The sequence below is a fragment of the Enterobacter cloacae complex sp. P12RS genome (genome assembly GCF_014895875.1).
GTDB lineage: Bacteria > Pseudomonadota > Gammaproteobacteria > Enterobacterales > Enterobacteriaceae > Enterobacter > Enterobacter bugandensis.
Genome location: NZ_JADBQO010000012.1, coordinates 33,522 through 59,349 on the forward strand (window position 1 = coordinate 33,522; position 25,828 = coordinate 59,349).

Genomic DNA, 25,828 nt, shown 5'->3' on the forward strand with positions numbered 1-25,828 from the left:
CTTACTCACATTCAAAGAGAGCAACATCATGGAAAACATCAACGAAACCGAAAACCCAAACATTGTGATCCTCGATAATCCCGTCATGCGCGGTGAGCAGAAAATCGAACAGGTGACACTGACCAAACCCAACGCCGGTACTCTGCGCGGTGTGAGTCTGGCCGCGCTGGCAAACTCTGACGTCGATGCGCTGATTAAGGTGCTGCCGCGCATGACATACCCGGCGCTGACCGAGCCCGAGGTCATGCGTCTGGAAGCGTCAGACCTGATTTTGTTCGCCGGTAAGGTGGTCGGTTTTTTGTCGCCATCTTCGGCTCGCTGACCTTCCCGGATAACCTTTCGGTCGATGACCTGATGGCGGATATCGCGGTGATATTTCACTGGCCGCCATCAGAGCTGAATTCCCTGAGCGTGACCGAGCTCATCACATGGCGCGAAAAAGCGCTGCAGCGAAGCGGACACCACCATGAGCAATAACGTCAGGATTGAGGTACTGCTGAACGCAGTTGACCGGGCAAGCCGACCGCTTAAAGCTATCCAGAATGCCAGCAAGACCCTTGCCGGCGACATCCGCACTTCTCAAAACAGCCTGCGTGATCTGAATGCGCAGGCGTCCCGGATTGACGGATTCAGGAAAGCGAGCGCACAGCTTGCCGTGACCGGCCAATCGCTTAACAAGGCGAAACAGGAAGCCGCCGCGCTGGCCGTACAGTTTAAAAACACGCAGAACCCTACAACCGCACAGGCGCGGGCGATGGAAGCGGCGAAGAAATCCGCCGCTGACCTGCAGCTCAAATACAACAGCCTCAGGCAGTCGGTACAGCGTCAGCGCACCGAACTCGCACAGGCCGGGATTAATACCCGCACCCTGTCGGCGGATGAGCGCCGTCTCAAAACCAGCATCAGTGAGACGACCGCACAGCTCAACCGGCAGCGCGAGGCACTGGCGCGGGTCAGTGCTCAGCAGGCGAAATTAAGCCAGGTAAAAGAACGATATAAATCAGGTAAGGAGCTGGCGGGCAATATGGCCGCTGCAGGTGCTGCCGGTGTAGGTATCGCCACGGCGGGAACAATGGCCGGGGTAAAACTGCTGATGCCTGGCTATTCGTTTGCACAGAAAAACTCTGAACTGCAGGCCGTGCTCGGCGTCGATAAACAATCACCCGAAATGGAGGCGCTGCGCAAACAGGCGCGCCAGCTCGGGGACAATACCGCCGCGTCTGCAGATGATGCGGCCAGCGCGCAGATTATCATTGCGAAAAGCGGCGGGGATGCCGCAGCGATTCAGGCGGCGACGCCGGTCACGCTGAATATGGCACTGTCTAACCGTCGCTCGATGGAAGAAAACGCCGCGCTGCTGACGGGTATGAAATCCGCGTTTCAGATGTCAAACGACCAGATCGCACACATCGGCGACGTGCTGTCGATGACGATGAACAAAACGGCCGCTGACTTTGACGGGCTGAGCGACGCGCTGACGTATGCTGCGCCGGTGGCAAAAAATGCCGGGGTCAGTATCGAGCAGACCGCCGCAATGGTCGGCGCGTTACATGACGCCAAAATCACCGGCTCGATGGCGGGAACGGGCAGCCGTGCCGTCCTGAGTCGCCTGCAGGCTCCGACCGGTAAGGCATACGAGGCCATCAAAGAACTCGGCGTTAAAACGTCTGACAGCAAGGGCAACACGCGCCCGATATTTGCCATTCTGAAAGAAATGCAGCGCAGTTTTGAGAAAAACAATCTCGGAACAAGCCAGCGCGGCGAATACATGAAAACCATTTTCGGTGAGGAAGCCAGCTCGGCGGCGGCGGTACTGATGACCGCTGCCTCAAGCGGCAAGCTCGACCAGCTCACGGCGGCGTTTAAAGCCTCGGACGGTAAAACCGAGGAGCTGGTCAAAATCATGCAGGACAATCTCGGCGGCGACTTTAAAGAATTTCAGTCTGCCTATGAGGCAGTGGGTACAGACCTGTTTGACCAGCAGAATGATTCGCTGCGTAAGCTGACGCAGACGGCCACGCAATATGTCTTAAAGCTTGATGGCTGGATTAAGCAAAATAAGTCACTCGCGACAACTATCGGTGTGGTGGCCGGTGGCGGGCTGGCGCTGATTGGCGTGCTGGGCGGGATTGGCCTGATAGCGTGGCCGGTGGTAACGGGCATCAACACGATTATCGCTGCTGCCGGTTTTCTCGGTACAAATCTGGCCGCAATGGGTACGGCCATTGTCTCTGTGCTCGGGGCTATCACCTGGCCGGTTGTGGCCGTTGTTGCGGCATTTGTGGCCGGGGCGCTCCTGATTCGTAAATACTGGGAGCCGATAAGTGCATTCTTTTCCGGCGTGGTGGAGGGGCTTAAAGCAGCCTTTGCGCCGGTGGCGGAAATTTTCTCACCGCTCGCGCCGGTGTTTGATTCTTTCATGGAGAAATTACGCGGAGTCTGGCAGTGGTTCAAAGACCTGATCGCACCGGTTAAGTCGACGCAGGAGACGCTCGACAGCTGTAAAAATGCGGGTGTGATGTTCGGTAAGTTACTGGCCGAAGCGCTGATGTTACCGCTCAAAAGCTTTAATACATTACGTACCGGCGTTAACTGGCTGCTGGAAAAGCTCGGGGTTATCAATAAAGAATCGAGCGACCTTGACCAAAAGGCCGCAAAAGCTAACGCTGCCACCGGCTCGCAAAATGGATCTTATATTCCGGCAACCTCAGCATATGGCGGTTATCAGGCATATCAGCCGGTAACGGCACCCACCGGAAAGACTTACGTCGACCAGAGCAAGCCAGAATATAACATCAACCTGAATGGTGGCATCGCGCCGGGCAGCGACCTCGACCGTCAACTGCGTGAGGCTGTCGATAAACTCGATCGTGAAAACCGTGCGCGTCAGCGCTCAAGTATGCGTCATGACTGAGGGGGATAAAGCATGTTAATGGTTTTAGGTTTGTTTGTGTTTGAGCGCCGCACGCTGCCCTATCAGTCTATGCAGTATTCGAAAGATTACCGCTGGGCGTCAAACGACCGTATCGGCAAGCCACCGGCATACCAGTATCTCGGGGAAGGGGAAACCACGCGTACGCTGTCGGGCGTGCTCTATCCCGAAATTACCGGCGGGCGGATGTCACTGACCGCCATCGAGCTGATGGCAGACGAGGGGCGCGCGTGGCCGCTGATTGACGGAACGGGCATGATCCACGGAATGTATGTCATCGACAAAGTGACGCACACGCACACCGAGCTATTCAGCGACGGCGCGGCGAGAAAAATCGAGTTTAGCCTTTCCCTTAAGCGGGTCGATAAATCGCTGGCGGCCATTTATGGCGACCTGAAAACGCAGGCCGACAATCTGGTCACTTCTGCCAGTGACTGGCTGGGAGGGCTGGCGGGATGATTACGGGTATGAATATTCAGGCCGGGGCGAAGATAGCCCCGGCGTTTATGCTCAAGCTGGATAACGACGATATCACGCAGGATTTTAGTGACCGCCTTATCAGCCTGACCATGACCGACAATCGCGGATTTGAGGCCGACCAGCTCGATATCGAGCTCGATGACACCGACGGCCAGATAGCAATGCCACCGCGCGGCGCAACGTTGACCCTGTGGTTAGGCTGGCAGGGTGCCGCGCTGATAAAAAAAGGAACATTCACGGTCGATGAAATCGAGCACAGGGGCGCGCCTGATACGCTAACCATCAGGGGGCGCAGCGCTGATTTTCGCGGGTCGCTGAACTCGCGCCGGGAGCAGTCATGGCATGACACCACGCTCGGGCAAATTGTGGAGACTATTGCAGCACGCAATAAGCTGACGGCCAGCGTGGCCGACACGCTAAAAGCAATCGCCGTGCCTCACATTGACCAGTCGCAGGAATCCGACGCGGTGTTTCTTTCCCGTCTGGCTGACCGGAACGGGGCGGCGGTTTCGGTAAAAGCGGGGAAACTGTTATTCCTGAAAGCGGGGAGCGGTAAGACGGCCAGCGGTAAGCCTATTCCGCAGATGACGCTTGAGCGCGGCGACGGCGATCGTCATCAGTTTGCCATTGCTGACCGGGAAGCCTACACAGGCGTGACGGCAAAATGGCTGCACACTAAAGACCCGAAGCCGCAAAAGCAAAAGGTTAAGCTCAAGAGAAAGCCCAAAGAGAAGCACCTCCGCGCGCTTCAGCACCCGAAAGCGACCAAAGCCCCGGCAAAGGCCAAAGCCAAAAAAGAGCAGGAAGCGCGCGAGGGTGAGTATATGGCCGGTGAGGCTGACAACGTGCTGGAGCTGACGACCATCTACGCGACAAAGGCGCAGGCCATGCGCGCCGCTCAGGCGAAGTGGGACAAGCTGCAGCGTGGCGTCGCGGAGTTTTCAATCACGCTGGCGATTGGTCGGGCAGATTTATTTCCTGAAACGCCAGTCGCGGTGAAAGGGTTTAAGCGCGTTATAGACGAGCAGGTGTGGATAATCAGCCGGGTGGTGCATAACCTTAACGGGAGCGGCTACACGACGGGCTTAGAGCTTGAGGTTAAGGTTGCGGACGTGGAGTACGAAAGCGAAGAATTAACGCAGTGATATGTTTTTAACTGTTTGTTTTATAAGGATAAAATGAGTAAAATTAACGCATCAGAAATTAAATGAGGTGCTCGACATGTTTCACTGTCCAAAATGCCATTTCGCCGCTCACGCCCGCACAAGTCGCTATTTTACTGACACGACAAAGGAGCGGTATCACCAGTGCACTAATATCAACTGCAGCGCGACGTTTGTGACCACCGAAACGGTCGAGCGCTTTATTGTATCGCCGGGAGTAGTAGTACCAGCGGCACCGCATCCGACATCATCAGGCCAGCAGCAAATGCACTGGCAGTGACCAAAAGAAAGCCCCGCATATGCGGGGTTTTTTTCATATGGGTGCTGTTCAGAAAAGGTGTGTATGAGAAAGCATAATCACTTTTGCTCTTTCGGGTTGCTCTTTTCCCATTTCATTACAAGTGTTTAGCGGCTGCTCCAAAACATATCCCTGAGCTTTATGCTTGTTGAGGATATGCAGCTCCTTTGTCGATTTAAGATATTTTGCTGGGACGTCTTTGGTCCAAATATCCATGCAAGCACCCGAGCTGATGACAGCATCGTAAACGTCAGGGGTGATCCGATTCTCGTTTAGTACCACCGTAAGTATGTCGCCACTTTTCGAAACTTCAATCGGCTGCCACGGCTTGAGAGATTTTTTCATTACAGAGATATCATTTGCCTGTGCGGTGTAGGACGTTAGGGCAAGAGTTAAAAAAGCTGCTGCTTTATAGAATTTCAATGTAATTTCCTTATTAAACATATGTTTGAGTCTTATTCTGGCACCGTATGAAACAAAAAGTAAAGCCCCGCACAAGGCAGGGCTTTTTTCGATGTGTGGACGACGTGTGGACATCGTTAGAAACAAATCCTTTTGTTTCAGTATTTTGCATCTAAAATTAAAACAGCATTGCTGGCTTTCAGTATATACATCATTGGATTACTGGCGACTGTCATTTGCCTGGCGCAACAGCGTGCGGCTTTCACTCTGGAAACGCGTGGCGTAATCGCCGAACCAGTGCTCCACTTTGCGGAAGCTATCGATAAACGCCTGCTTGTCTCCGTGCTCCAGCAGCGTAATGGCTTCGCCAAAGCGTTGATAGTAGCGCTTGATCAGCGCCAGGTTATTTTCAGACGACATGATGATGTCGGCGTAAAGCTGGGGATCCTGCGCAAACAGACGCCCGACCATCGCCAGCTCAAGACGATAGATGGGTGAAGAGAGCGCCAGCAGCTGTTCAAGCTGCACGTTCTCTTCCGCCAGATGCAGGCCGTAGGCAAAGGTCGCAAAGTGGCGCAGCGCCTGAATGAACGCCATGTTCTGATCGTGCTCGACCGCGCTGATGCGGTGCAGCCTCGCGCCCCAGACCTGAATCTGTTCCAGGAACCATTGATAGGCTTCCGGCTGACGGCCGTCGCAGTAAACCACCACCTGCTTTGCCAGGCTGCCACTGTCCGGGCCAAACATCGGGTGCAGCCCGAGCACCGGGCCCGTATGCGCAGCCAGCATCGCCTGCAGAGGACCGTTTTTAACGGAGGCCAGATCCACCAGGATGCAGTCTTTCGGTAAAGGAGGCAGCTTTTCGATGATCTGCTCCGTCACGTGGATCGGCACGCTGACGATAACCATTCCGGCATCTTTCATCAGTTCCGGTGCTTGTGCCCAATCATCTTTTTCCAGAATGCGCACCTGATAGCCAGAAAGCGTCAGCATTTTCTCGAACAGACGCCCCATCTGCCCTGCTCCGCCAACAATCACCACCGGACGCAGGGACGGACAGAGGGTTTTAAAGCCCTTGTCGTTTTCGCTGGAATAGGATTCCCGCATCACGCGACGCAGAACATCTTCAATCAAATCCGGCGAAACGCCCAGCGCCTGCGCCTCTTTACGACGGGAGGCCAGCATTGAGGCTTCGCGCTCCGGGACGTAAATCGGCAGGCCGTATTTGCTTTTCACCTCACCGACTTCGGCAACAAGCGCCATACGGCGCGCCAGCAGGTCCAGCAGCGCCTTATCCACTTCATCAATTTGATCGCGCAGTGCGGTCAATTCAGCAACCATAACTACCCTCTTAAGCCAGACGCGTCGCCAGCTGGCCGCTTAAATCTTTATGGATCTCACGCAGCAGCGCATGGGTGGTTTCCCAGCTGATGCAGGCATCCGTCACGGAGACGCCGTGCTTCATCGCGCTGCGCGGCTGTTCTGATGACTGATTACCTTCATGAATGTTGCTCTCAATCATCAGGCCGATAATCGAACGGTTTCCGTCTTTGATCTGTGCGACCACGGATTCCGCAACCGCTGGCTGGCGACGGTAATCTTTATTCGAATTACCATGACTGCAATCTACCATCAGTGCCGGACGCAGTCCCGCCTGTTCCATCTCTTTTTCACACTGCGCCACGTCCGCCGGGCTGTAGTTTGGCGCTTTACCGCCGCGCAGGATCACATGACCGTCCGGGTTGCCCTGCGTTTGCAGCAGGCACACCTGGCCCGCCTGGTTGATCCCAACAAAGCGGTGCGGCATGGCGGCGGCGCGCATGGCGTTGATCGCCGTCGCCAGGCTGCCATCGGTACCATTTTTGAAGCCAACCGGCATCGACAGGCCAGACGCCATCTCACGGTGGGTTTGCGATTCAGTCGTACGCGCACCAATTGCGGACCAGCTAAACAGATCGCCCAGGTATTGCGGGCTGTTTGGATCCAGCGCTTCGGTTGCCAGCGGCAGCCCCATGCTGACCAGTTCCACCAGCAGGCGACGCGCAATCTTCAGGCCTGCTTCCACATCAAAAGAGCCATCCATGTGCGGATCGTTGATCAACCCTTTCCAGCCGACGGTGGTACGTGGCTTCTCAAAATAGACGCGCATCACCAGATAGAGGCTATCGCTGACCTCCTCCGCTAATGCTTTAAATCGACGCGCATACTCAATGGCGGTTTCAGGATCGTGAATAGAGCAAGGACCACAAACCACCAGCAGGCGCGGATCGCGGCCGGCGATAATGTCAGAAATGGTCTGGCGAGAGTGCTCGATCTGAGCCTCCTGCGCGGCGCTCAGCGGAAACTCCGCTTTCAGTTGATCCGGGGTAATCAAAACCTGTTCGTCAGTGATATGTACGTTGTTCAGCGCGTCTTTTTGCATGATAGCGATCCTGTAAAGCTCGTTTGCGATAGTTGTTTTCCTCAGTGAGGTGAAACCACGATACCATAAAAAGTAAACATTTCAATCCAAAATACGTACACATTAGTTTACATTGGCACAATAAAGGCAAAAATCAGCCGCTAAAATCGTAAACTTTAAATTACAGACTAAATTTCTTCCGCCAGGCTATGCTGAAGAAAAAGGAGAAGGGTTATGCGATCGATTGCTTTCGTCCTGCTATCGCTGTTTTTATCGGGCTGCCAGATTAATCCTTACACTTTCCAGCCCAACTGGACGAGCCCGGACTGGTTCAGCGCGGGTAAAGAAGACGCCATAAATGGCCTGCCGGTTAAAGATAACCAGACCCTGGCCGATAGTTTTAACGACCCCCACGTCGATCGTAATGAATATCTTCGCGGCTATGCTGATGGTCAGAAAAAAGTGTGTGAAGAAGGCTTTATTCATGCATGGGGATTAGCGGGCAAATCTTATCCAGCCAGTTGTGATACTGTTGAAAATGCAGCGAAACTACATGCGTCATGGCAAAAAGGTATGGATGAAAGTATGCGTTCCAGCAGGCTTAATTAAGTCTGCTTTTATTCTTTAGAAAATAAACAACTGTAGGATTTAGCTTAGGTCAGCCATGGGCTATTTCTGACATAATGACGGTTCTGATAAACAATGGTATTCTGCCCGCAACTCTTAAGGACATCTATTTCCGGAGCGGTACGGCGGATTCTGGTGAGAAATTTATACTTGAACTCTTTGTTCCGACTCACTCTGGTGCTAATGCTGTTCCTTATGGTGGGCCCGGCGATGGCAGGCGCGCTCTCGGAGACAGATAAATCGGTACGTTCTATTGTCTCAGGCATAGTGAGCTATACGCGATGGCCGTCGCTTTCCGGTCAGCCTAAACTCTGCATCTATGCCACTTCTCACTATACGCACGCGCTCAGCGAAGACCAGGGGCATAACGAGTTACCTTATACCCCCGTTATTGTACGTAACGATCGGGAAGCCCTGGCCGCGACATGCGATGCTGTTTATTTCGGGACTGAACCACCTGCGAAACAACTTGAATTAATAAGTCAATATCAGGGCAGAGCATTGCTATTAATCTCAGAGCAAAATCCGGAATGTGTTATTGGCAGCGCCTTTTGCCTGATAATCGATCGTGGCCAGGTGCGATTTTCCGTCAATCTGGATGCGTTGACACGCAGTGGCGTCAGGGTTAACCCGGATGTATTGATGCTTGCACGGAATAAGCAGCATGGATAAAGATTTCATCTCGACGCAGCGTCCGACCTTTAAAAGAACGCTGAGGCGAAACAGCATGATAAGCGTCATCATCACAATGACGTTAATATGGCTATTGCTCTGTTTTGCCTCGGTCGTAACATTAAAACAATACGCGCAAAAAAATCTCGAATTAACCGGCGCCACAATGAGCCACAGCCTTGAAGCCTCTCTGGTTTTCAACGATTCACTGGCGGCCAACGAAACGCTCGCTGCGCTGGGTAAGCAGGGGCAGTTTGCCGTAGCAGAAGTCATCAACGGGCATAAAAAGCGCTTTGCCTACTGGTCCTGGAACCCGAAGGATAATAACGACACGCTGGGGGCGCTGGTCAGCCGCTGGCTTTTCCCCGTTCCGGTTGCGCAGCCCATCCTGCACAACGGCGCGAAGATAGGTGAAATACGTCTTACCGCGCGTGACAGCCTTATCAGCCATTTCATCTGGATGTCGTTTGCCGTCCTCACCGGCTGTATTCTTTTTGCAACCGTCGTCGCGCTCACCATTACCCAGTCTCTGCACCGCGGCATGGTCACGGCGCTGCAAAATATCACCGACGTTGTGCATGACGTCCGCACCAATCGCAACTTTTCCCGTCGGGTGAAAGATGGGCGCATTGAAGAATTCCATCAGTTTGGAGAAGACTTTAACAGCCTGCTGGACGAGATGGAGGAGTGGCAGCTTAAGCTACAGGCGAAAAACGCTCAGCTGCTTCGTACCGCCATGCACGACCCGCTCACCGGTCTTGCTAACCGCGCTGCGTTTCGTAACAGTATTGCGGCATTAATGAATGACCCCTCGGCAAAAACAAACTCGGCCCTGCTCTTTCTCGACGGTGATAATTTTAAGTTTATTAACGACACCTGGGGACACGCGGCAGGAGACTGCGTGCTGATTGAAGTCGCCAGCAGGATGGTGGAATTTGGCGATAAACGCCACCAGTCCTACCGCCTTGGCGGTGACGAATTTGCCATGGTGCTGTACGGGGTGCATTCTGAACCAGAGGTTCAACACATTTGTGCTGCGCTAGCGCAGCAGTTTATCCGTCCGTTTGATCTGCATAACGGACAAAAAGCATCGATGTCACTCAGCATTGGCTTTGCTCTGGCGTGGGAAAATGCTTCCGTGGAAGCATTACTGGAGAGGGCTGACCGCAACATGTACCAGGTTAAAAACCAGCGTACGAAAACAATAAGTTAGAAAGGATACACTATGTTAAAACGTTACTTCGCGCCGTTAGTTATGGCCTCACTGGTTCTGGCAGGCTGTCAGTCGCCGCCCCAGGGCAAATTTACTCCTGAGCAAATCGCGGCGATGAAGTCATACGGTTTTAACGAACTGAACGGCGACTGGTCGCTTGGTATGTCGGACACCATCCTCTTTGATAAGAATGACGCCAGACTGCGTCCGGAAAGTGAAACACAGATCCAGTCCATGGCCTCTCGTCTGGCGAAAACTGGCCTGAATCACGCGCGAATGGACGGTCATACGGATAATTACGGTGAAGCAAGCTACAACGAAGCCCTGTCGTTAAAACGCGCCAATGCCGTGGCCGACGCCTGGGCGAAAGGCGCGAATATCCCGCGCAGCAATCTCACCACCCGGGGATTAGGCCAAAAATATCCGATTGCGAGCAACAGCACTGCACAAGGGCGCGCTGAAAACCGCCGGGTGTCAGTGGTGATCAGCGCGCCATAGGATTATTTAGCGGATGATTCGGTGAGCGACACGCCTGTTGCCGCTCGCCAGCGCAGCCAGTCAATCAGAACAAACAGCGCCAGACTCACGCCCATCACCGGCAAAGCCAGCCCCAGCAGTGCGCTGATGACCACAGTAACACCTCTTCCCCACCCTGACAGCGCCAGCCAGCTCTGAGTAAGCGTCTGCACCGGACTCATTGCCGACTGTGCCGGACGACGCATCCACCACATCCGGTATCCCCAGATGATAAGCACGCACAGGGCAAGGCCGAAAGCAACGAGCAGCAGCTGATTCACCAGCCCGAATAAGATCCCCATATGGAAATCCACGCCCCAGCGGGTCAGTTTTGCCATGAGCGGGAAGTCCTCGAATCGGGTTCTGTCGAGGATCTGCATCGTACCGGGATCAACCGCAACGGCGTCCACCTGAGTCGGCCAGCTGCGGTCGATTTCCGTTACTGTCCATGCGCGATCCATTGTTTTCGCCGGGCGGATCTCCAGCCTGTTGGCATCAATCCCCGCTTTACGCGCCGCGCTTAACACACCGTCAAACCGCGTCAGATCCATCGCCATTTCCGGCATCATCATTCCGCCGTGATGGCCACGGTGTTCGGCGTGCTCATCCACGCTCTCCGGCACGCCGGATAGCATCGTATTCACCTGCGGGGTTAGCCAGTTCAACTCAGCGCGCAGCTTATCAACATTCCCCCCCGCCCACTGGGACCAGGTCAGGCCGGTTGCAGAGAAGAGCAGCATGCCCCCCAGTAATATCCAGCCGAGCGTCACATGCACCCGACGGCGGTTCTGGAAGCGATTGTTAATCCGGCGTTTTGGTCGGGTATAAAACCACAGGGCAATCCCTCCCAGTGCGGCCACCCACATCCAGGAAGCGGCCAGTTCGCTATAGAGCCGCCCGATATCGCCCAGCATCAGAGAGGTATGCAGATAATCAATGGTCTGACGCAGCGGTAAAATCCCGCTGGTGCCGTACACCGTCATATCCCCCCGCACCGCCAGGCTTACCGGATCGATAAAGATCGCCCGGTTTTCCGAAGGCCCCAGCGTCGGGTCAGCAAACATCACGCGGGTGGTTTCACCTTCAACCAGCCCCGGGCGAACGGCGTGCAAACGCAAATCTGAGCCAACGACCTTTTCCGCCGTGGCGATTTGTTCCGCCAGCGGCTTCGGCTCGCCCCCGGAATCCGTATGGAGCGCGTGCCGGTAGAGCGCATTCTCGAGCTGCGGGGTCGCCACGTACAGCGTACCGGTCAGCGCGGCGAAGAAGATAAACGGGCCGACAAATAGCCCGACGTAGAAATGGAGGCGACGCAGCAGGTTTCCCCATGCCGCGCGCGGAGTGCAGGTAGTCATACTTTTCCTTTTTAAGGCAAAAAGTTATCGATTGAGTTTTTAAAGGGAAAAAGCAGACTGCCGCGGCGGCGCGCGGGTATCAGGGTAAAGCCAGGGGAAAAAGTGCCAGTGGCTGACCGCCTGACGTGGCGGCTTAACGCGAAGCCTCTGCAGCACGATACTGAGCAGCACAATCAGCGCGAGCATCACGCCCGGCACGTGGGCTAACAGCACGCAGTAGCCGCACGCCTCCGCATGGTCGACAGGCATCGTGTGCGGCATATCGCCGTGATGCTCGTCCATCGACATCATGCTCATGTCATGATGCATGCCCGGCATGGCGCTCATGGGGTCTTTCTGCAAGGAGACGGAGATAAGGGGTGCCACCACGATCAGCAGGATCGCAAACAGCGCGGTCAATGCCGCTGCGCGTTTCCGGTTAGGCTGATGCAGTACGTTATCCACGTCCCCTCCATTCAAGAGGCAAGCATTGTAAATGATTTATGACGAAAGGGTTAATGCGAGAGGTGCGATGGGATAAAAAAAGGGCCAGCCTTTCGGCCAGCCCTTTCTAACAGGATGTCGCTTAAGCGAATCTTAGTTCAGACGCTCTTTAATACGAGCAGACTTACCAGTACGCTCACGCAGGTAGTACAGTTTAGCTTTACGTACAGCACCACGACGTTTAACAGCAATGCTGTCAACTACCGGAGAGTGAGTCTGGAAGACACGCTCAACGCCTTCGCCGTTGGAAATTTTACGAACAGTGAATGCAGAGTGCAGACCGCGGTTACGAATAGCGATAACCACGCCCTCGAATGCCTGCAGACGTTTTTTGGAACCTTCAACAACCCATACTTTCACTTCCACGGTGTCACCTGGACGGAAGGAAGGTACGTCCTGCTTCATCTGCTCTTGTTCAAGTTGCTTAATAATATTGCTCATAATTTAATCTCTTATCCTGGGTAAACTGATATTCGGGAGCGTATTACGCCTTCCCATCATGTTCATGCTGCTGTTGCGCGTGTTCAGTTTTGAACTCGGCCAGCAACTTTGCTTGCTCTTCAGTCAGAGCCAGGTTTTCCAGAAGTTCAGGTCTTCTAAGCCAGGTTCGGCCCAGCGACTGCTTCAAACGCCAGCGACGTATCTCGGCATGGTTTCCAGACAGTAACACTGCCGGTACTTCCATCCCTTCTAACACTTCAGGACGAGTATAGTGTGGACAGTCCAGCAATCCATCGGCAAAGGAATCTTCCGTTGCCGAAGCTTCATGGCCCAGTACCCCCGGAATAAACCGGGCGACGGAGTCAATCAGCGTCATTGCCGGTAACTCACCACCGCTGAGAACGTAATCGCCGATAGACCATTCTTCGTCAATCTCGGTTTGAATTACGCGCTCATCTATCCCTTCGTAGCGCCCACAGACCAGAATCAGCTTTTGATTCGTCGCCAGTTCGCTCACGCCCGCTTGATCAAGCTTGCGTCCCTGAGGTGACAGATATATCACCTTTGCGCCTTCACCTGCCGCGGCTTTTGCTGTGTGAATGGCGTCCCGTAAGGGTTGCACCATCATTAGCATCCCCGGTCCGCCGCCGTAAGGACGATCGTCCACGGTACGGTGCCGGTCATGAGTAAAGTCACGAGGACTCCAGCTCTGGATGCTCAGCAGGCCATTCTTTACTGCCCGGCCAGTTACCCCGTAATCGGTAATCGCGCGGAACATTTCAGGAAACAGGCTAATTATGCCAATCCACATAGCGCCGTCTTTTACCGTTTATCCGGAGAATTTAAAAACCAGGATCCCAATCTACTTCAATGGTTTGAGTAGCGAGATCGACTTTCTTGATAACCTGTCCATCGAGGAACGGGACCAGCCGCTCCTTGATGCCAAATGCATCTTTCAGGTTTGCCTTAATGACGAGAACGTCATTTGACCCGGTTTCCATCATATCGATGACTTTCCCCAGGCTGTAACCTTCAGTGGTGACTACCTGGCAGCCCATAAGGTCTTTCCAGTAGTAGTCGCCCTCTTCCAGCTGTGGCAACTGCGACGAATCCACGACAATTTCACAATTAGTCAGCGCATTCGCGGCATCACGATCGTCAATGCCTTTCAGCTTGATGATGATGTCCTGATTGTGGTGACGCCAGCTTTCCAGCTCGACCTCTTCCCACTTACCGGCTTTCTGGATGAACCAGGGCTGGTAATCAAAAATGCTATCAGCGTCTTCAGTGGAGGAAAACACTCTGAGCCAACCACGGATACCGTAGCAAGAACCCATTTTTCCCAATACGATCGGTTCAACAGGTGCTTTATTGCTCATCATGACCACCGTGACAGATTAAGCTGCTTTGTTTGCTGCTTTGATCAGCGTAGCAACGCGATCGGAAACAGTAGCGCCCTGGCCAACCCAGTGAGCGATACGATCCAGATCCAGACGGGTTTCTTCTTCTGCGCCAGAGGCCAGTGGGTTGAAGAAACCAACGCGCTCGATGAAGCGACCGTTGCGTGCATTACGGCTGTCAGTCACAACAACCTGGTAGAACGGACGCTTTTTAGCGCCGTGACGTGCTAAACGAATAGTTACCATAACATCCTCTTGTGTGAATAAAACAACCGGGCCCCATCGAGGAACGGAGCCCGGGTGTCATATTAAAAGCCCGAAAATTTTACTCATTTTCGGGCAAAAAGCAATCTCAAAAGCGATTAACGCCCTGGAAAACCGGGAGGCATCATGCCTTTCATGCCGCGCATCATCTTCGCCATGCCGCCTTTCTTCATTTTCTTCATCATGCGCTGCATGTCGTCGAACTGTTTCAAAAGGCGGTTAACGTCCTGCACCTGCATGCCGCAACCGGCAGCGATACGGCGCTTACGGGAACCTTTGATGATTTCTGGCTTGGCTCGTTCTTTCAGCGTCATGGAGTTAATGATCGCCTCCATACGCACCAGCACTTTGTCATCCATCTGGGATTTAACGTTGTCAGGGATCTGGCCCATGCCCGGCAGTTTGCCCATCAGGCTTGCCATGCCGCCCATGTTTTTCATCTGACGCAACTGCTCAAGGAAGTCGGTCAGATCGAAACCGTCGCCTTTTTTCAGCTTGCTGGCGAGCTTTTCAGCCTGCGCGCGGTCGACCTTGCTCTCGATATCTTCGATCAGCGACAGCACGTCGCCCATGCCGAGGATACGGGAGGCGATACGGTCCGGGTGGAACGGCTCCAGCGCTTCGGTTTTCTCGCCCACGCCGAGGAACTTGATCGGCTTACCGGTGATATGACGAATAGAAAGCGCCGCACCGCCGCGGGCGTCGCCGTCGACTTTGGTCAGCACCACGCCGGTTAACGGCAGCGCTTCGTTAAACGCTTTCGCGGTATTTGCCGCATCCTGACCGGTCATGGCGTCAACGACAAACAGGGTCTCTACCGGGTTGATAGAAGCGTGCACCTGCTTGATTTCGTCCATCATCGCTTCGTCAACGTGCAGACGACCGGCGGTATCCACCAGCAGCACGTCGTAGAATTTCAGCTTCGCTTCTTTCAGCGCGGCGTTAACGATGTCGACAGGCTTCTGGGCAACGTCGGACGGGAAGAAGTCCACGCCGACCTGCTCGGCCAGCGTTTCCAGCTGCTTGATCGCCGCCGGGCGATAGACGTCCGCAGAGACCACCAGCACTTTCTTCTTGTGCTTTTCGCGCAGGAATTTACCCAGCTTACCGACGCTGGTGGTTTTACCCGCACCCTGCAGGCCCGCCATCAGCACCACGGCCGGCGGCTGAGCCGCCAGGTTAAGCACCTGGTTCTCTTCGCCCATCGCCGAAACCAGTTCGTTACGAACGATTTTGACGAACTCCTGACCCGGGGTCAGGCTCTTGTTAACTTCATGACCAACCGCCTTCTCTTTTACGCGGTTGATAAAATCACGAACAACCGGCAACGCCACGTCTGCTTCCAGCAGCGCCATGCGCACTTCGCGCAGCGTTTCCTTGATGTTCTCTTCAGTAAGGCGTCCGCGGCCGCTGATGTTGCGCAGCGTGCGCGACAAACGATCGGTTAAATTATCAAACATTGTCTCTCGCCTGAGTAGAAACGTTGGGCCGCATTGAGCGACACATACACAGAATTTTGCCGGAGTATAACATGAAGGCGCCTTTGTTGTTATGCAACGGTTGGAGCAGGCGTCACGTAACGTTATACTGCTTCTCTTTCTTATTAAGACAACTGTCGATGCCTATATGCCTGTTTTCGCACTGATCGCCCTTGTTGCCTACTCTGTCAGCCTCGCGCTGATCATTCCCGGACTGCTGCAAAAAAACAGCGGCTGGAGGCGCATGGCTATTCTTTCGGCGGTCATCGCACTGATAAGCCACGCGTTTGCGCTGGAATCACGCATTATTCCCGGCGACGGCAGCGTGCAAAACCTGAGCGTCCTCAACGTCGGCTCGCTGGTCAGCCTGATGATCTGTACGGTAATGACCATCGTCGCGTCTAAAAATCGCGGCTGGCTGCTGCTGCCGATTGTCTATACCTTCGCGCTGATCAATCTGGCTTTAGCCACTTTTATGCCTAATGAATTCATTACGCATCTGGAGGCGACGCCGGGGATGCTGGTGCACATCGGCCTGTCACTGTTCGCCTATGCGACGCTGATCATCGCCGCGCTTTACGCCATGCAGCTCGCCTGGATTGATTACCAGTTGAAAAACAAAAAGCTGGCGTTCAACCATGAAATGCCGCCGCTGATGGTCATTGAGCGTAAGATGTTCCACATCACCCAGATAGGCGTGGTGCTGCTGACGCTCACGCTCTGCACCGGCCTGTTTTACATGAAGAACCTGTTCAGCGTGGAGAATATCGATAAAGCAGTGCTCTCCATCATCGCGTGGTTTGTCTATATTGTCCTGTTGTGGGGCCATTATCATGAAGGCTGGCGCGGTCGTCGCGTCGTCTGGTTCAACGTCGCGGGTGCGGGCATTCTCACCCTTGCCTATTTTGGCAGCCGCTTCATACAGCAATTTGCTGGCTAAGTTATAAAAGGAGTTCCCCCTGGAACACATCTCTACCACCACGCTGATCGTTATCCTGATCGTCATGGTGGTCATCTCCGCCTATTTCTCCGGCTCGGAAACCGGCATGATGACCTTAAACCGTTACCGGTTGCGTCATCGTGCTAAACAGGGTAACCGTGCCGCCCGCCGCGTTGAAAAACTGCTCCGCAAGCCGGATCGGCTGATAAGCCTGGTGCTTATCGGCAACAACCTTGTCAATATTCTGGCCTCAGCCCTCGGCACCATCGTTGGGATGCGCCTGTACGGCAACGCCGGGGTCGCGATTGCCACCGGCGTGCTGACGTTTGTGGTGCTGGTGTTTGCCGAAGTACTGCCAAAAACCATCGCCGCGCTTTACCCGGAAAAGGTGGCCTACCCGAGCAGCTTCCTGCTGGCACCGCTGCAGATCCTGATGATGCCGCTGGTCTGGCTGCTGAACATGGTCACGCGCGTTTTGATGCGGATGGTCGGGATCAAAGCCGACGTCACTATCAGCAGCGCGCTCAGCAAAGAAGAGCTGCGCACCATCGTGAACGAATCCCGCTCGCAGATCTCCCGGCGCAATCAGGATATGCTCCTGTCGGTGCTGGATCTGGAAAAAGTGAGCGTGAACGACATCATGGTGCCGCGCAACGAAATCGTCGGTATCGACATCAACGACGACTGGAAAGCCATTGTCCGCCAGCTGACGCACTCTCCGCATGGGCGCATCGTGCTCTATCGCGACTCGCTGGATGACGCCATCAGCATGCTGCGCGTGCGCGAAGCCTACCGTCTGATGACCGAGAAAAAAGAGTTCACCAAAGAGGTGATGCTGCGCGCCGCCGACGAGATTTACTACGTGCCGGAAGGTACGCCGCTCAGCACGCAGCTGGTTAAATTCCAGCGCAACAAGAAAAAAGTCGGCCTGGTGGTCAACGAGTACGGCGATATTCAGGGCCTGGTGACGGTCGAAGATATTCTGGAAGAGATTGTCGGAGACTTTACCACCTCAATGTCGCCTTCCCTCGCGGAGGAAGTGACTCCGCAGAACGACGGTTCGGTGCTGATTGACGGTAGCGCGAACATCCGTGAACTCAACAAAGCCTTTAACTGGCATTTGCCGGAAGATGAAGCTCGTACCATGAACGGGATGATTCTGGAAGCGCTTGAAGAGATCCCGGCGGCGGGCACGCGGGTGCGCATTGAGCAGTACGATATTGATATCCTGGACGTGCAGGACAATATGATTAAGCAGGTGAAGGTACTGCCCGTTACGCCACTTCGGGAAAGTATTGCCGAATAAAACGTAGGCCGGGTAAGGCGAATGCCGCCACCCGGCACTACAGGTAGCAAATTACGCTTTCGCTTTCGCCACGGTCACCATCGCAGCGCGAATGGTACGGCCGTTCAGGGTGTAACCTTTCTGCATCACGCCCAGCACTTTACCGGCTTCAATCTCTTCAGATTCCACCATCGCAATGGCCTGGTGAACGTTTGGATCCAGCGGCACATCGGTATCCGCAATCACTTCCACGCCAAACTTACGCACGACGTCGAGCATGGATTTCAGCGTCAGTTCGATACCTTCGATCATCGCCGCGTTGTCCGGATTCGCTTTGTCAGCCACTTCCAGCGCGCGGTCAAGGCTATCGATCACCGGCAGCAGTTCGTTGACGAATTTCTCCAGCGCAAATTTATGCGCCTTCTCAACGTCCTGCTCGGTACGACGACGCAGGTTTTCCATTTCCGCCTTGATGCGCAGAACGGTGTCGCGTTCGCGATTCTGTGCTTCTACCAGTTGGGCTTCCAGATTCGCAATTTTTTCATCGCGCGGGTCCACCTGCTCAGCAGATGCGTCTGGCTCTACAGCCTCAACTTCATCGTGCTGTTCCGTGATAATTTCTTCAGGGGCTTGCCCCTCAGGCGTTTTCTGTTCTTTACTACTCATGAATTTCTCCGCGTTTTTCTGCATTCATCTCGCTAACTTCGCTTATTATGGGGATCAGTTTCCTGGATTCAAGGGAACAAGAGAGATTGTCATCATTCATCAGGCACAAGGACCTCCAGAAAATGAATAATCATTTCAGGTGTATTGGGATCGTCGGGCATCCGCGTCACCCTACCGCATTGACGACACATGAAATGTTGTATCGCTGGTTGTGTAGCAAAGGCTATGAAGTGATGGTCGAGCAGCAAATTGCGCAGGAACTGCAGCTGAAGAGCGTCAAAACCGGCACGCTGGCGGAAATTGGCCAACAGGCCGATCTCGCCGTGGTGGTGGGCGGCGATGGCAACATGCTCGGCGCGGCACGCACGCTGGCGCGTTATGACATCAAGGTCATCGGTATCAACCGCGGCAATCTCGGCTTTTTAACCGACCTCGATCCGGACAACGCGCAGCAACAGCTGGCCGACGTGCTGGAAGGTCATTATATCAGCGAAAAACGCTTTTTACTGGAAGCGCAGGTGTGCCAGCAGGACTGCCAGAAGCGCATCAGCACCGCGATTAACGAGGTGGTGCTTCATCCCGGCAAAGTGGCACACATGATTGAGTTCGAAGTTTATATCGACGAAATCTTTGCCTTCTCCCAGCGTTCTGACGGGTTGATTATCTCCACCCCGACCGGCTCAACCGCCTACTCGCTTTCTGCAGGCGGCCCGATCCTGACGCCCTCTCTGGATGCTATTACGCTAGTGCCGATGTTCCCGCACACGCTCTCCGCGCGCCCGCTGGTGATTAACGGCGACAGTACGATACGTCTGCGCTTCTCGCACCGCCGTAACGACCTGGAGATCAGCTGCGACAGCCAGATCGCGCTGCCAATCCAGGAAGGTGAAGATGTTCTTATTCGCCGGTGTGATTACCACCTGAACTTGATTCACCCGAAAGATTACAGCTATTTCAACACATTAAGCTCGAAGCTTGGCTGGTCAAAAAAATTGTTCTGATTTTGCATCCAGTACTTTACTGTATAAAAAACCAGTTTATACTGTATTAAAACACAGTTATGGTTTTTCATACAGGAAAACAATTATGCTGGCACAACTGACCATCAGCAACTTTGCCATTGTTCGTGAGCTTGAGATCGATTTCCACAGCGGCATGACGGCGATCACCGGCGAAACCGGTGCGGGTAAATCCATTGCCATTGATGCCCTCGGCTTGTGCCTTGGCGGCCGTGCAGAAGGCGACATGGTGCGCATGGGCGCAAACCGTGCCGATCTTTGCGCACGTTTCTCCCTGAAAGATACCCCTGCAGCCCTGCGCTGGCTGGAACAAAATCAGCTCGAAGATGGACGTGAGTGTTTACTACGCCGCGTGATCAGCAGCGACGGGCGCTCCCGTGGCTTTATCAACGGCACGGCGGTCCCGCTCTCCCAGCTCCGCGAACTCGGCCAGCTGCTTATCCAGATCCACGGTCAGCACGCGCATCAGCAACTCGTCAAACCAGAACAGCAGAAAGCCCTGCTTGATGGCTATGCGGGTGAGTACGCGCTTCCTCAGCTTATGGCGGAGCACTACCGCCAGTGGCATCAGAGCTGCCGCGAGCTCGCCCAGCACCAGCAGCAAAGCCAGGAGCGCGCCGCGCGTGCGGAGCTGCTGGCGTACCAGCTTAAAGAGCTGAACGAATTCAACCCGCAGGCGGGTGAGTTTGAACAAATTGACGAAGAGTACAAGCGCCTCGCCAACAGCGGCCACCTGCTCTCAACCAGCCAGAATGCCCTCAACATGCTGGCAGATGGCGAAGACGTTAACCTGCAGAGCCAGCTGTACAATGTCCGTCAACTGATCACCGAACTGGCCGGCATGGACAGTAAACTTTCTGGCGTACTGGATATGCTGGAAGAGGCCGCGATTCAAATCTCAGAAGCCAGTGACGAACTGCGTCATTATTGTGAACGGCTGGACCTCGACCCGAACCGCCTGTTCGAGCTGGAGCAGCGCCTTTCTCGTCAGATTTCACTGGCGCGCAAGCACCATGTCACGCCGGAAGAACTACCAGGCTATTATCAGTCTCTGCTCGAAGAACAGCAGCAGCTTGACGATCAGGCGGATTCGCAGGAAACCCTCTCTCTGGCCGTGAACCTGCATCATCAGCAGGCGCTGACCACGGCGAAAAAACTGCATGAGATCCGTCAACATTACGCTCAGGAGCTAAGCCAGCACATCACCGACAGCATGCACACGCTGGCGATGCCGCACGGTGTATTCACCATTGATGTCCGTTTTGAAGAGAACCACCTGACGGCAGAAGGGGCGGATCGCATCGAGTTCCGCGTCACCACCAACCCGGGGCAGCCGCTGCAGGCAATCTCCAAAGTGGCATCCGGTGGTGAACTGTCGCGTATTGCGCTGGCGATTCAGGTGATTACCGCACGTAAAATGGAAACCCCGGCGCTGATTTTCGATGAAGTGGATGTCGGCATCAGCGGCCCAACGGCGGCAGTGGTGGGTAAACTGCTGCGCCAGCTAGGTGAGTCAACGCAGGTGATGTGTGTCACCCACCTGCCGCAGGTCGCGGGATGTGGTCATCATCACTTTATTGTCAGTAAAGAAACCGACGGCGAAATGACCGAAACGCACATGAAGCCGCTGGATAAACGCGCGCGTCTGCAGGAGCTGGCACGACTGCTCGGCGGCAGTGAAGTCACGCGTAATACGCTCGCGAACGCTAAAGAACTGCTGGCGGCATAAACTTTTTCGGGATCTCAGGGTCATACAGAACAACAAAAACGCCGCCAGACCGGTTTCAAAGTGGGGCAAGGTCTATTATCATCGGCATATTACATATGAGCCGCGTTCTGCTCGGGCCCGAAAAGGAATCAAATCACTATGCGTTGTAAAATGCTGACCGCTGCCGCAGCGGTTCTTCTGATGTTGACCGCAGGCTGTTCCACTCTGGAGAAAGTGGTTTACCGTCCTGACATCAACCAGGGGAACTACCTTACCCCTAACGATGTGTCCAAAATCCGCGTGGGGATGACACAACAGCAGGTCGCTTATGCACTGGGAACCCCGATGATGACCGATCCGTTCGGCACTAACACCTGGTTCTATGTATTCCGTCAGCAGCCTGGCCACGAAAGCGTGACCCAGCAGACCCTGACGCTGACCTTCAGCAGCGCCGGTGTGTTGACCAACATCGACAACAAGCCTGCGCTGACCAAATAATCAGGCGTCAGAAAAGCAAAAAGGTGCTCATTGAGCACCTTTTTTGTTTTGTGTTGATCCCCTCGCCGCTTTAGGGAGAGGAACAGGGTGAGGGGAAGAAGCGCTACTTACCCGCCTTCTCCGCACGCTGACGACGCAGCTCTTTCGGATCGGCAATCAGCGGACGATAAATCTCGACCCGGTCGCCCTCCCTCAGCACATCGCCCAGCTTCACCGGACGGCTGTAAATCCCGACCTTATTCTTCGCCAGGTCGATATCTCTGCGAAGCTCGAGGATGCCGGACGCGCGAATAGCCGCCTCAACGGTGGCACCCTCTTCCAGCATTACGCGCTGTAAGTACTGCTTCTCCGGCAGCGCGTAGACCACCTCTACAGCAATCTTATGCGACACTGTAAACCTCTTTGGCGCGGGTGGTAAACGCCTGAACCATATTTGACGCCAGCTCTTTAAAGATGCGGCCAAACGCCAGCTCAATTAGCTTATTGGTGAACTCAAAGTCCAGATGGAACTCAATGCGGCAGGCGTCAGCGCTCAGTGGCGTAAACTTCCAGCCACCCATCAGGGATTTAAATGGACCATCCACCAGATGCATCAAAATACTCTGATTGTTTGTCAGCGTATTGCGGGTGGTGAACGTCTTGCTGATCCCCGCTTTGGAGACATCCACCGCCGCAGTCATCTGCGTCGGGCCAGACTCCAGAACGCGGCTCCCGGTACATCCCGGGATAAACTCTGGATAAGACTGAACATCGTTCACTAACTGATACATTTGTTCCGCGCTGTAAGGAACGAGCGCAGTACGGCTAATCTGAGGCATAGCAATTTCCATGGTCACACAACGGACAAATAATAACATTTATCACCTGTTAAAAAAACGCTAAGCCTCATCTCGTGCTAAGATAGCGCGTTAGACCTCACAGGACGCAATGAGGTGACTTTTTGAAATCAGATTACCGACGGCTTTACGACACTTATGACGAAGAAAAAAGCACATAAACCAGGCTCGGCGACCATTGCGCTCAACAAGCGTGCTCGCCACGAGTATTTCATTGAAGAAGAATTCGAAGCTGGCCTTGCGTTGCAGGGCTGGGAAGTAAAATCGCTGCGCGCCGGGAAAGCCAACATCGGCGACAGCTACGTGATCCTTAAAGATGGCGAAGCCTTCCTGTTCGGCGCGAACTTTACGCCGCTGACCGTCGCCTCGTCGCACTACGTATGTGACCCAACGCGCACCCGTAAGCTGCTGCTGAACAAGCGTGAGCTGGAATCCCTCTACGGACGCATCAACCGTGAAGGTTTCACCGTGGTCGCCCTGTCACTGTACTGGAAAAATGCCTGGTGCAAAGTGAAGGTTGGCGTCGCGAAAGGTAAAAAACAGCACGACAAACGTACTGACCTGAAAGAACGCGAGTGGCAGTTGGATAAAGCGCGCATCATGAAAAACGCAGGACGTTGATTCTGCACACTTATTGTACTATTCAATAAGTTAGCGTTCCGGGCTGGTATCCAGGAAGTGAAATCTGGTATACTTAGTTCAACACTATTGGGGCTGATTCTGGATTCGACGGGATTTGCGAAACCCAAGGTGCATGCCGAGGGGCGGTTTGCCTCGTTAAAAGCCGCAAAAAAATAGTCGCAAACGACGAAAACTACGCTTTAGCAGCTTAATAACCTGCTCTGAGCCCTCTCTCCCTAGCTTCCGCTCTTAAGACGGGGATCAAAGAGAGGTCAAACCCAAAAGAGATCGCGTGGAAGCCCTGCCTGGGGTTGAAGCGTTAAAACTAATCAGGCTAGTTCGTTAGTGGCGTGTCTGTCCGCAGCTGGCGTGCGAATGTAAAGACAAACTAAGCATGTAGTACCGAGGATGTAGAAATTTCGGACGCGGGTTCAACTCCCGCCAGCTCCACCAAATATTGATGTACTGAAGTTCAGTAAAGTCTACTAAGCCCGCACAGCACAAGCTCTGCGGGCTTTTTTACGTCTATTGTAGTCTAGCGAGAATTGCTGAGAACTACGAGTTATGGCACCCTGAATGGGACCCACAAAAAAGGGTCCTAAAATCGAGGGTCCCAAACATGGCCAAAATCGCTAAGAAACTCACTGACACTGAAATCAAAAGCACCAAACCTGCCGAGAAAGAGGTTAATCTTTTTGACGGCGATGGTTTGCTGTTGCGAATCGCTCCCCTGGCGAAGGGAGGGAAGAAAAATTGGTATTTCAGATATGCAGTGCCTGTGACCAAAAAGCGAACTAAGGTGAGCTTAGGAACCTATCCTCACCTTACACTTGCGAAGGCACGAGCTTTACGTGATGAATACTTGTCGTTGCTTGCGAATGATATAGACCCCCAAGTTCATAACACCCAAAAAGCCAATGCACTGAAAGATGCCACGGAACATACATTTCAAGCAGTAGCCAAGAAGTGGCTTGATGAGAAAGTCAAAACGTCAGGCATCTCCCAAGATCATGCTAACGACATCTGGCGAAGCCTGGAGAGAAATATCTTTCCCACATTGGGTGATATCCCCATTAAGGAGATTCGCCCTAAAATGCTTAAACAGCATTTAGAACCCATAGAAAAACGAGGTGTCCTTGAAACACTTCGCCGCATCATATCCCGCCTGAATGAAATTTTCCGCTATGCAGCAACAGAAGAACTCATAGAATTCAACCCGGCAGACAACCTGGGGCAACGGTTCAGCAAGCCAAAAAAACAGAATATGCCAGCATTACCCCCTTCCGAACTCCCTCGCTTCCTGGTTGCTTTAAACAATGCTTCTATCCGTTTAGAAACAAGGCTACTGATTGAGTGGCAACTTCTCACATGGGTTCGCCCTGGTGAAGCTGTTCGTGCGAGATGGGCTGATATTGATATAGAAGGTAGCATATGGAACATACCATCCGATTTTATGAAGATGAAGAAGCCGCATAAGGTCCCATTAAGTAAAGAAGCTTTGCGAGTATTGGATTCAATGAAAGCCATCAGTGGGCACAGAGAGTGGGTTTTCCCCAGTATCAAAGCTCCACTCAATCACATGCATGAACAAACAGCAAATGCCGCTATTATTCGCATGGGCTTTGGGGGTGAGCTTGTGGCTCACGGAATGAGATCTATTGCACGAACGGCTGCTGAAGAGAGTAGCAAATTCAGAACAGAAGTTCTGGAAGCGGCTCTCGCACACTCAAAGAAGGATGAAATAATTGCCGCCTATAATCGTGCAGAATACTTAGCGGAACGAGTGGTTCTCATGCAGTGGTGGAGCGATTACGTCATTACTCAAAAATTTAAAACATTAGCCGCATAAGTATTACAAGGCTCTAAACATCATTATTTTTTTCGAAGTGGTAAAATAACAGTTTACCACTTCAAGTTGTGTTAAATATCAGAGATTAAGCCACTCAATTTCCTTTTTGACCAAACCATTATTATCTAAAACTTTAACCAGAGCTTTAGTTTTTATTTCAATCAATTGGTCTTTATTATCAAATTCGATTAAATGTCGATACTTCCTCAGCAACTCCGAAGCTGCAGCACGTGAAAAACAATATTATTGCAATGACATTTCTTTTGGATTCACCTTCCCAT

Annotated in this window: 30 protein-coding genes and 1 other RNA gene; 18 read left to right on the forward strand and 13 right to left on the reverse strand. The window is 53.5% G+C overall.

Annotated elements, in window-relative coordinates; genetic code table 11:
- Nucleotides 1–28 precede the first annotated feature (28 nt).
- From IM284_RS09465 to IM284_RS09490, 6 genes are all read left to right on the forward strand, one after another.
- The gene (locus tag IM284_RS09465) at nt 29–322 is read left to right on the forward strand and encodes a phage tail assembly protein (RefSeq protein ID WP_193055791.1); all 294 of its coding nucleotides are present in this window, start codon (nt 29–31) and stop codon (nt 320–322) included.
- Complete coding sequence (locus tag IM284_RS09470) at nt 319–477, forward strand: GpE family phage tail protein (protein WP_240326290.1); 159 nt, start codon at nt 319–321, stop codon at nt 475–477. The genes IM284_RS09465 and IM284_RS09470 overlap by 4 nt, the downstream gene beginning before the upstream one ends.
- Nucleotides 467–2,914 carry a phage tail tape measure protein gene (locus IM284_RS09475; protein ID WP_193055792.1) on the forward strand — a complete coding sequence of 816 codons (2,448 nt, stop codon included), beginning with the start codon at nt 467–469 and terminating at the stop codon, nt 2,912–2,914. The genes IM284_RS09470 and IM284_RS09475 overlap by 11 nt, the downstream gene beginning before the upstream one ends.
- A gap of 12 nt (nt 2,915–2,926) precedes the next feature.
- Entirely contained in the window at nt 2,927–3,391 is a 465-nt protein-coding gene (locus tag IM284_RS09480) for a phage tail protein (protein WP_193055793.1), read from the forward strand.
- A complete protein-coding gene (locus IM284_RS09485) occupies nt 3,388–4,557 on the forward strand; it encodes a phage late control D family protein (protein ID WP_193055794.1) in 1,170 nt (389 codons plus the stop codon). The genes IM284_RS09480 and IM284_RS09485 overlap by 4 nt, the downstream gene beginning before the upstream one ends.
- A gap of 76 nt (nt 4,558–4,633) precedes the next feature.
- Nucleotides 4,634–4,855, forward strand: a complete 222-nt coding sequence (locus IM284_RS09490) for a DNA-binding transcriptional regulator (protein WP_032665565.1) — start codon at nt 4,634–4,636, stop codon at nt 4,853–4,855.
- Nucleotides 4,856–4,903: 48 nt separating this feature from the next.
- Here the strand turns inward: IM284_RS09490 and IM284_RS09495 are convergent, their stop codons facing one another.
- From IM284_RS09495 to aroF, 3 genes are all read right to left on the reverse strand, one after another.
- On the reverse strand, nt 4,904–5,410 hold the full coding sequence (locus tag IM284_RS09495) for a hypothetical protein (protein WP_226838655.1): 507 nt from the start codon (nt 5,408–5,410) through the stop codon (nt 4,904–4,906).
- Between the two features lie 84 nt (nt 5,411–5,494).
- The gene (gene tyrA / locus IM284_RS09500; RefSeq protein ID WP_047366679.1) at nt 5,495–6,616 is read right to left on the reverse strand and encodes a bifunctional chorismate mutase/prephenate dehydrogenase; all 1,122 of its coding nucleotides are present in this window, start codon (nt 6,614–6,616) and stop codon (nt 5,495–5,497) included.
- 10 nt (nt 6,617–6,626) lie between these two features.
- Nucleotides 6,627–7,697 carry a 3-deoxy-7-phosphoheptulonate synthase AroF gene (gene aroF, locus IM284_RS09505; protein ID WP_047366680.1) on the reverse strand — a complete coding sequence of 357 codons (1,071 nt, stop codon included), beginning with the start codon at nt 7,695–7,697 and terminating at the stop codon, nt 6,627–6,629.
- 213 nt (nt 7,698–7,910) lie between these two features.
- Here aroF and IM284_RS09510 point away from each other — a divergent pair, with 213 nt between their 5' ends.
- From IM284_RS09510 to IM284_RS09525, 4 genes are all read left to right on the forward strand, one after another.
- Nucleotides 7,911–8,285 carry a DUF2799 domain-containing protein gene (locus tag IM284_RS09510; RefSeq protein WP_041908636.1) on the forward strand — a complete coding sequence of 125 codons (375 nt, stop codon included), beginning with the start codon at nt 7,911–7,913 and terminating at the stop codon, nt 8,283–8,285.
- A gap of 228 nt (nt 8,286–8,513) precedes the next feature.
- On the forward strand, nt 8,514–8,975 hold the full coding sequence (locus IM284_RS09515) for a YfiR family protein (protein ID WP_370529584.1): 462 nt from the start codon (nt 8,514–8,516) through the stop codon (nt 8,973–8,975).
- Nucleotides 8,968–10,188, forward strand: coding sequence for a diguanylate cyclase DgcN (dgcN, locus tag IM284_RS09520; protein ID WP_045260861.1), 1,221 nt, complete (start codon nt 8,968–8,970; stop codon nt 10,186–10,188). The genes IM284_RS09515 and dgcN overlap by 8 nt, the downstream gene beginning before the upstream one ends.
- Nucleotides 10,189–10,200: 12 nt before the next feature.
- Nucleotides 10,201–10,686, forward strand: coding sequence for an OmpA family protein (locus tag IM284_RS09525; protein ID WP_028014123.1), 486 nt, complete (start codon nt 10,201–10,203; stop codon nt 10,684–10,686).
- A 2-nt stretch (nt 10,687–10,688) separates the two neighbouring features.
- Here the strand turns inward: IM284_RS09525 and IM284_RS09530 are convergent, their stop codons facing one another.
- From IM284_RS09530 to ffh, 7 genes are all read right to left on the reverse strand, one after another.
- Nucleotides 10,689–12,059: a PepSY domain-containing protein gene (locus IM284_RS09530; RefSeq protein WP_047366681.1), complete on the reverse strand. Its 1,371-nt coding sequence runs from the start codon at nt 12,057–12,059 to the stop codon at nt 10,689–10,691.
- 39 nt (nt 12,060–12,098) lie between these two features.
- Nucleotides 12,099–12,503 (reverse strand): DUF2946 domain-containing protein, encoded by a 405-nt coding sequence (locus IM284_RS09535; RefSeq protein WP_045260864.1) that lies wholly within the window; start codon nt 12,501–12,503, stop codon nt 12,099–12,101.
- Between the two features lie 132 nt (nt 12,504–12,635).
- Nucleotides 12,636–12,983, reverse strand: coding sequence for a 50S ribosomal protein L19 (rplS, locus tag IM284_RS09540; RefSeq protein WP_002914145.1), 348 nt, complete (start codon nt 12,981–12,983; stop codon nt 12,636–12,638).
- Nucleotides 12,984–13,026: 43 nt separating this feature from the next.
- Nucleotides 13,027–13,794: a tRNA (guanosine(37)-N1)-methyltransferase TrmD gene (trmD, locus tag IM284_RS09545; protein WP_047366682.1), complete on the reverse strand. Its 768-nt coding sequence runs from the start codon at nt 13,792–13,794 to the stop codon at nt 13,027–13,029.
- A 31-nt stretch (nt 13,795–13,825) separates the two neighbouring features.
- Entirely contained in the window at nt 13,826–14,365 is a 540-nt protein-coding gene (gene rimM / locus IM284_RS09550) for a ribosome maturation factor RimM (RefSeq protein WP_028014127.1), read from the reverse strand.
- Between the two features lie 15 nt (nt 14,366–14,380).
- Entirely contained in the window at nt 14,381–14,629 is a 249-nt protein-coding gene (gene rpsP / locus IM284_RS09555; RefSeq protein WP_022649067.1) for a 30S ribosomal protein S16, read from the reverse strand.
- Between the two features lie 116 nt (nt 14,630–14,745).
- Nucleotides 14,746–16,107, reverse strand: coding sequence for a signal recognition particle protein (gene ffh / locus IM284_RS09560; protein WP_003863132.1), 1,362 nt, complete (start codon nt 16,105–16,107; stop codon nt 14,746–14,748).
- A gap of 166 nt (nt 16,108–16,273) precedes the next feature.
- Between ffh and IM284_RS09565 the strand changes: the two genes are divergently transcribed.
- Both IM284_RS09565 and IM284_RS09570 read left to right on the forward strand, forming a co-directional pair.
- On the forward strand, nt 16,274–17,065 hold the full coding sequence (locus tag IM284_RS09565) for an inner membrane protein YpjD (protein ID WP_032645009.1): 792 nt from the start codon (nt 16,274–16,276) through the stop codon (nt 17,063–17,065).
- A gap of 19 nt (nt 17,066–17,084) precedes the next feature.
- On the forward strand, nt 17,085–18,371 hold the full coding sequence (locus IM284_RS09570) for an HlyC/CorC family transporter (RefSeq protein WP_032644905.1): 1,287 nt from the start codon (nt 17,085–17,087) through the stop codon (nt 18,369–18,371).
- A 51-nt stretch (nt 18,372–18,422) separates the two neighbouring features.
- Here IM284_RS09570 and grpE read toward each other — a convergent pair whose 3' ends face one another.
- Nucleotides 18,423–19,016, reverse strand: coding sequence for a nucleotide exchange factor GrpE (grpE, locus tag IM284_RS09575; RefSeq protein WP_032644906.1), 594 nt, complete (start codon nt 19,014–19,016; stop codon nt 18,423–18,425).
- A 122-nt stretch (nt 19,017–19,138) separates the two neighbouring features.
- On the opposite strand from grpE, the gene nadK reads away from it, so the two are divergent.
- The 3 genes from nadK (at nt 19,139) to bamE (ending at nt 22,241) form a co-directional block, all read left to right on the forward strand.
- Nucleotides 19,139–20,017 (forward strand): NAD(+) kinase, encoded by an 879-nt coding sequence (nadK, locus tag IM284_RS09580; protein ID WP_008502500.1) that lies wholly within the window; start codon nt 19,139–19,141, stop codon nt 20,015–20,017.
- Nucleotides 20,018–20,102: 85 nt separating this feature from the next.
- Nucleotides 20,103–21,764, forward strand: a complete 1,662-nt coding sequence (gene recN, locus IM284_RS09585; protein ID WP_047366683.1) for a DNA repair protein RecN — start codon at nt 20,103–20,105, stop codon at nt 21,762–21,764.
- A 138-nt stretch (nt 21,765–21,902) separates the two neighbouring features.
- Nucleotides 21,903–22,241, forward strand: a complete 339-nt coding sequence (gene bamE / locus IM284_RS09590; protein ID WP_028014132.1) for an outer membrane protein assembly factor BamE — start codon at nt 21,903–21,905, stop codon at nt 22,239–22,241.
- A 103-nt stretch (nt 22,242–22,344) separates the two neighbouring features.
- Here bamE and IM284_RS09595 read toward each other — a convergent pair whose 3' ends face one another.
- Together IM284_RS09595 and IM284_RS09600 are read right to left on the reverse strand one after the other, a co-directional pair.
- Entirely contained in the window at nt 22,345–22,632 is a 288-nt protein-coding gene (locus IM284_RS09595; protein ID WP_047366684.1) for an RnfH family protein, read from the reverse strand.
- Nucleotides 22,622–23,059: a type II toxin-antitoxin system RatA family toxin gene (locus IM284_RS09600; RefSeq protein WP_205626239.1), complete on the reverse strand. Its 438-nt coding sequence runs from the start codon at nt 23,057–23,059 to the stop codon at nt 22,622–22,624. Before IM284_RS09600 ends, IM284_RS09595 begins: the two co-directional genes overlap by 11 nt.
- Before the next feature lie 156 nt (nt 23,060–23,215).
- Here IM284_RS09600 and smpB point away from each other — a divergent pair, with 156 nt between their 5' ends.
- The 3 genes from smpB to IM284_RS09615 all read left to right on the forward strand — a co-directional run bounded on the left by smpB (nt 23,216) and on the right by IM284_RS09615 (nt 25,547).
- Entirely contained in the window at nt 23,216–23,698 is a 483-nt protein-coding gene (gene smpB, locus IM284_RS09605) for an SsrA-binding protein SmpB (RefSeq protein ID WP_008502505.1), read from the forward strand.
- Nucleotides 23,699–23,787: 89 nt separating this feature from the next.
- Nucleotides 23,788–24,151, forward strand: a transfer-messenger RNA (tmRNA) gene (gene ssrA / locus IM284_RS09610).
- Between the two features lie 166 nt (nt 24,152–24,317).
- On the forward strand, nt 24,318–25,547 hold the full coding sequence (locus IM284_RS09615) for an integrase domain-containing protein (protein ID WP_193055795.1): 1,230 nt from the start codon (nt 24,318–24,320) through the stop codon (nt 25,545–25,547).
- The last annotated feature ends 281 nt before the right edge of the window (nt 25,548–25,828 follow it).

Coding starts and splice junctions, on each gene's coding strand:
- IM284_RS09465 (WP_193055791.1), top strand. CDS start 29: ATGGAAAACATCAACGAAACCGAAAACCCAAACATTGTGATCCTCGAT.
- IM284_RS09475 (WP_193055792.1), top strand. CDS start 467: ATGAGCAATAACGTCAGGATTGAGGTACTGCTGAACGCAGTTGACCGG.
- IM284_RS09480 (WP_193055793.1), top strand. CDS start 2,927: ATGTTAATGGTTTTAGGTTTGTTTGTGTTTGAGCGCCGCACGCTGCCC.
- IM284_RS09485 (WP_193055794.1), top strand. CDS start 3,388: ATGATTACGGGTATGAATATTCAGGCCGGGGCGAAGATAGCCCCGGCG.
- IM284_RS09490 (WP_032665565.1), top strand. CDS start 4,634: ATGTTTCACTGTCCAAAATGCCATTTCGCCGCTCACGCCCGCACAAGT.
- IM284_RS09495 (WP_226838655.1), bottom strand. CDS start 5,410: ATGTCCACACGTCGTCCACACATCGAAAAAAGCCCTGCCTTGTGCGGG.
- tyrA (WP_047366679.1), bottom strand. CDS start 6,616: ATGGTTGCTGAATTGACCGCACTGCGCGATCAAATTGATGAAGTGGAT.
- aroF (WP_047366680.1), bottom strand. CDS start 7,697: ATGCAAAAAGACGCGCTGAACAACGTACATATCACTGACGAACAGGTT.
- IM284_RS09510 (WP_041908636.1), top strand. CDS start 7,911: ATGCGATCGATTGCTTTCGTCCTGCTATCGCTGTTTTTATCGGGCTGC.
- IM284_RS09515 (WP_370529584.1), top strand. CDS start 8,514: ATGGCAGGCGCGCTCTCGGAGACAGATAAATCGGTACGTTCTATTGTC.
- dgcN (WP_045260861.1), top strand. CDS start 8,968: ATGGATAAAGATTTCATCTCGACGCAGCGTCCGACCTTTAAAAGAACG.
- IM284_RS09525 (WP_028014123.1), top strand. CDS start 10,201: ATGTTAAAACGTTACTTCGCGCCGTTAGTTATGGCCTCACTGGTTCTG.
- IM284_RS09530 (WP_047366681.1), bottom strand. CDS start 12,059: ATGACTACCTGCACTCCGCGCGCGGCATGGGGAAACCTGCTGCGTCGC.
- rplS (WP_002914145.1), bottom strand. CDS start 12,983: ATGAGCAATATTATTAAGCAACTTGAACAAGAGCAGATGAAGCAGGAC.
- trmD (WP_047366682.1), bottom strand. CDS start 13,794: ATGTGGATTGGCATAATTAGCCTGTTTCCTGAAATGTTCCGCGCGATT.
- rimM (WP_028014127.1), bottom strand. CDS start 14,365: ATGATGAGCAATAAAGCACCTGTTGAACCGATCGTATTGGGAAAAATG.
- rpsP (WP_022649067.1), bottom strand. CDS start 14,629: ATGGTAACTATTCGTTTAGCACGTCACGGCGCTAAAAAGCGTCCGTTC.
- ffh (WP_003863132.1), bottom strand. CDS start 16,107: ATGTTTGATAATTTAACCGATCGTTTGTCGCGCACGCTGCGCAACATC.
- IM284_RS09565 (WP_032645009.1), top strand. CDS start 16,274: ATGCCTGTTTTCGCACTGATCGCCCTTGTTGCCTACTCTGTCAGCCTC.
- grpE (WP_032644906.1), bottom strand. CDS start 19,016: ATGAGTAGTAAAGAACAGAAAACGCCTGAGGGGCAAGCCCCTGAAGAA.
- nadK (WP_008502500.1), top strand. CDS start 19,139: ATGAATAATCATTTCAGGTGTATTGGGATCGTCGGGCATCCGCGTCAC.
- recN (WP_047366683.1), top strand. CDS start 20,103: ATGCTGGCACAACTGACCATCAGCAACTTTGCCATTGTTCGTGAGCTT.
- bamE (WP_028014132.1), top strand. CDS start 21,903: ATGCGTTGTAAAATGCTGACCGCTGCCGCAGCGGTTCTTCTGATGTTG.
- IM284_RS09600 (WP_205626239.1), bottom strand. CDS start 23,059: ATGCCTCAGATTAGCCGTACTGCGCTCGTTCCTTACAGCGCGGAACAA.
- smpB (WP_008502505.1), top strand. CDS start 23,216: ATGACGAAGAAAAAAGCACATAAACCAGGCTCGGCGACCATTGCGCTC.
- IM284_RS09615 (WP_193055795.1), top strand. CDS start 24,318: ATGGCCAAAATCGCTAAGAAACTCACTGACACTGAAATCAAAAGCACC.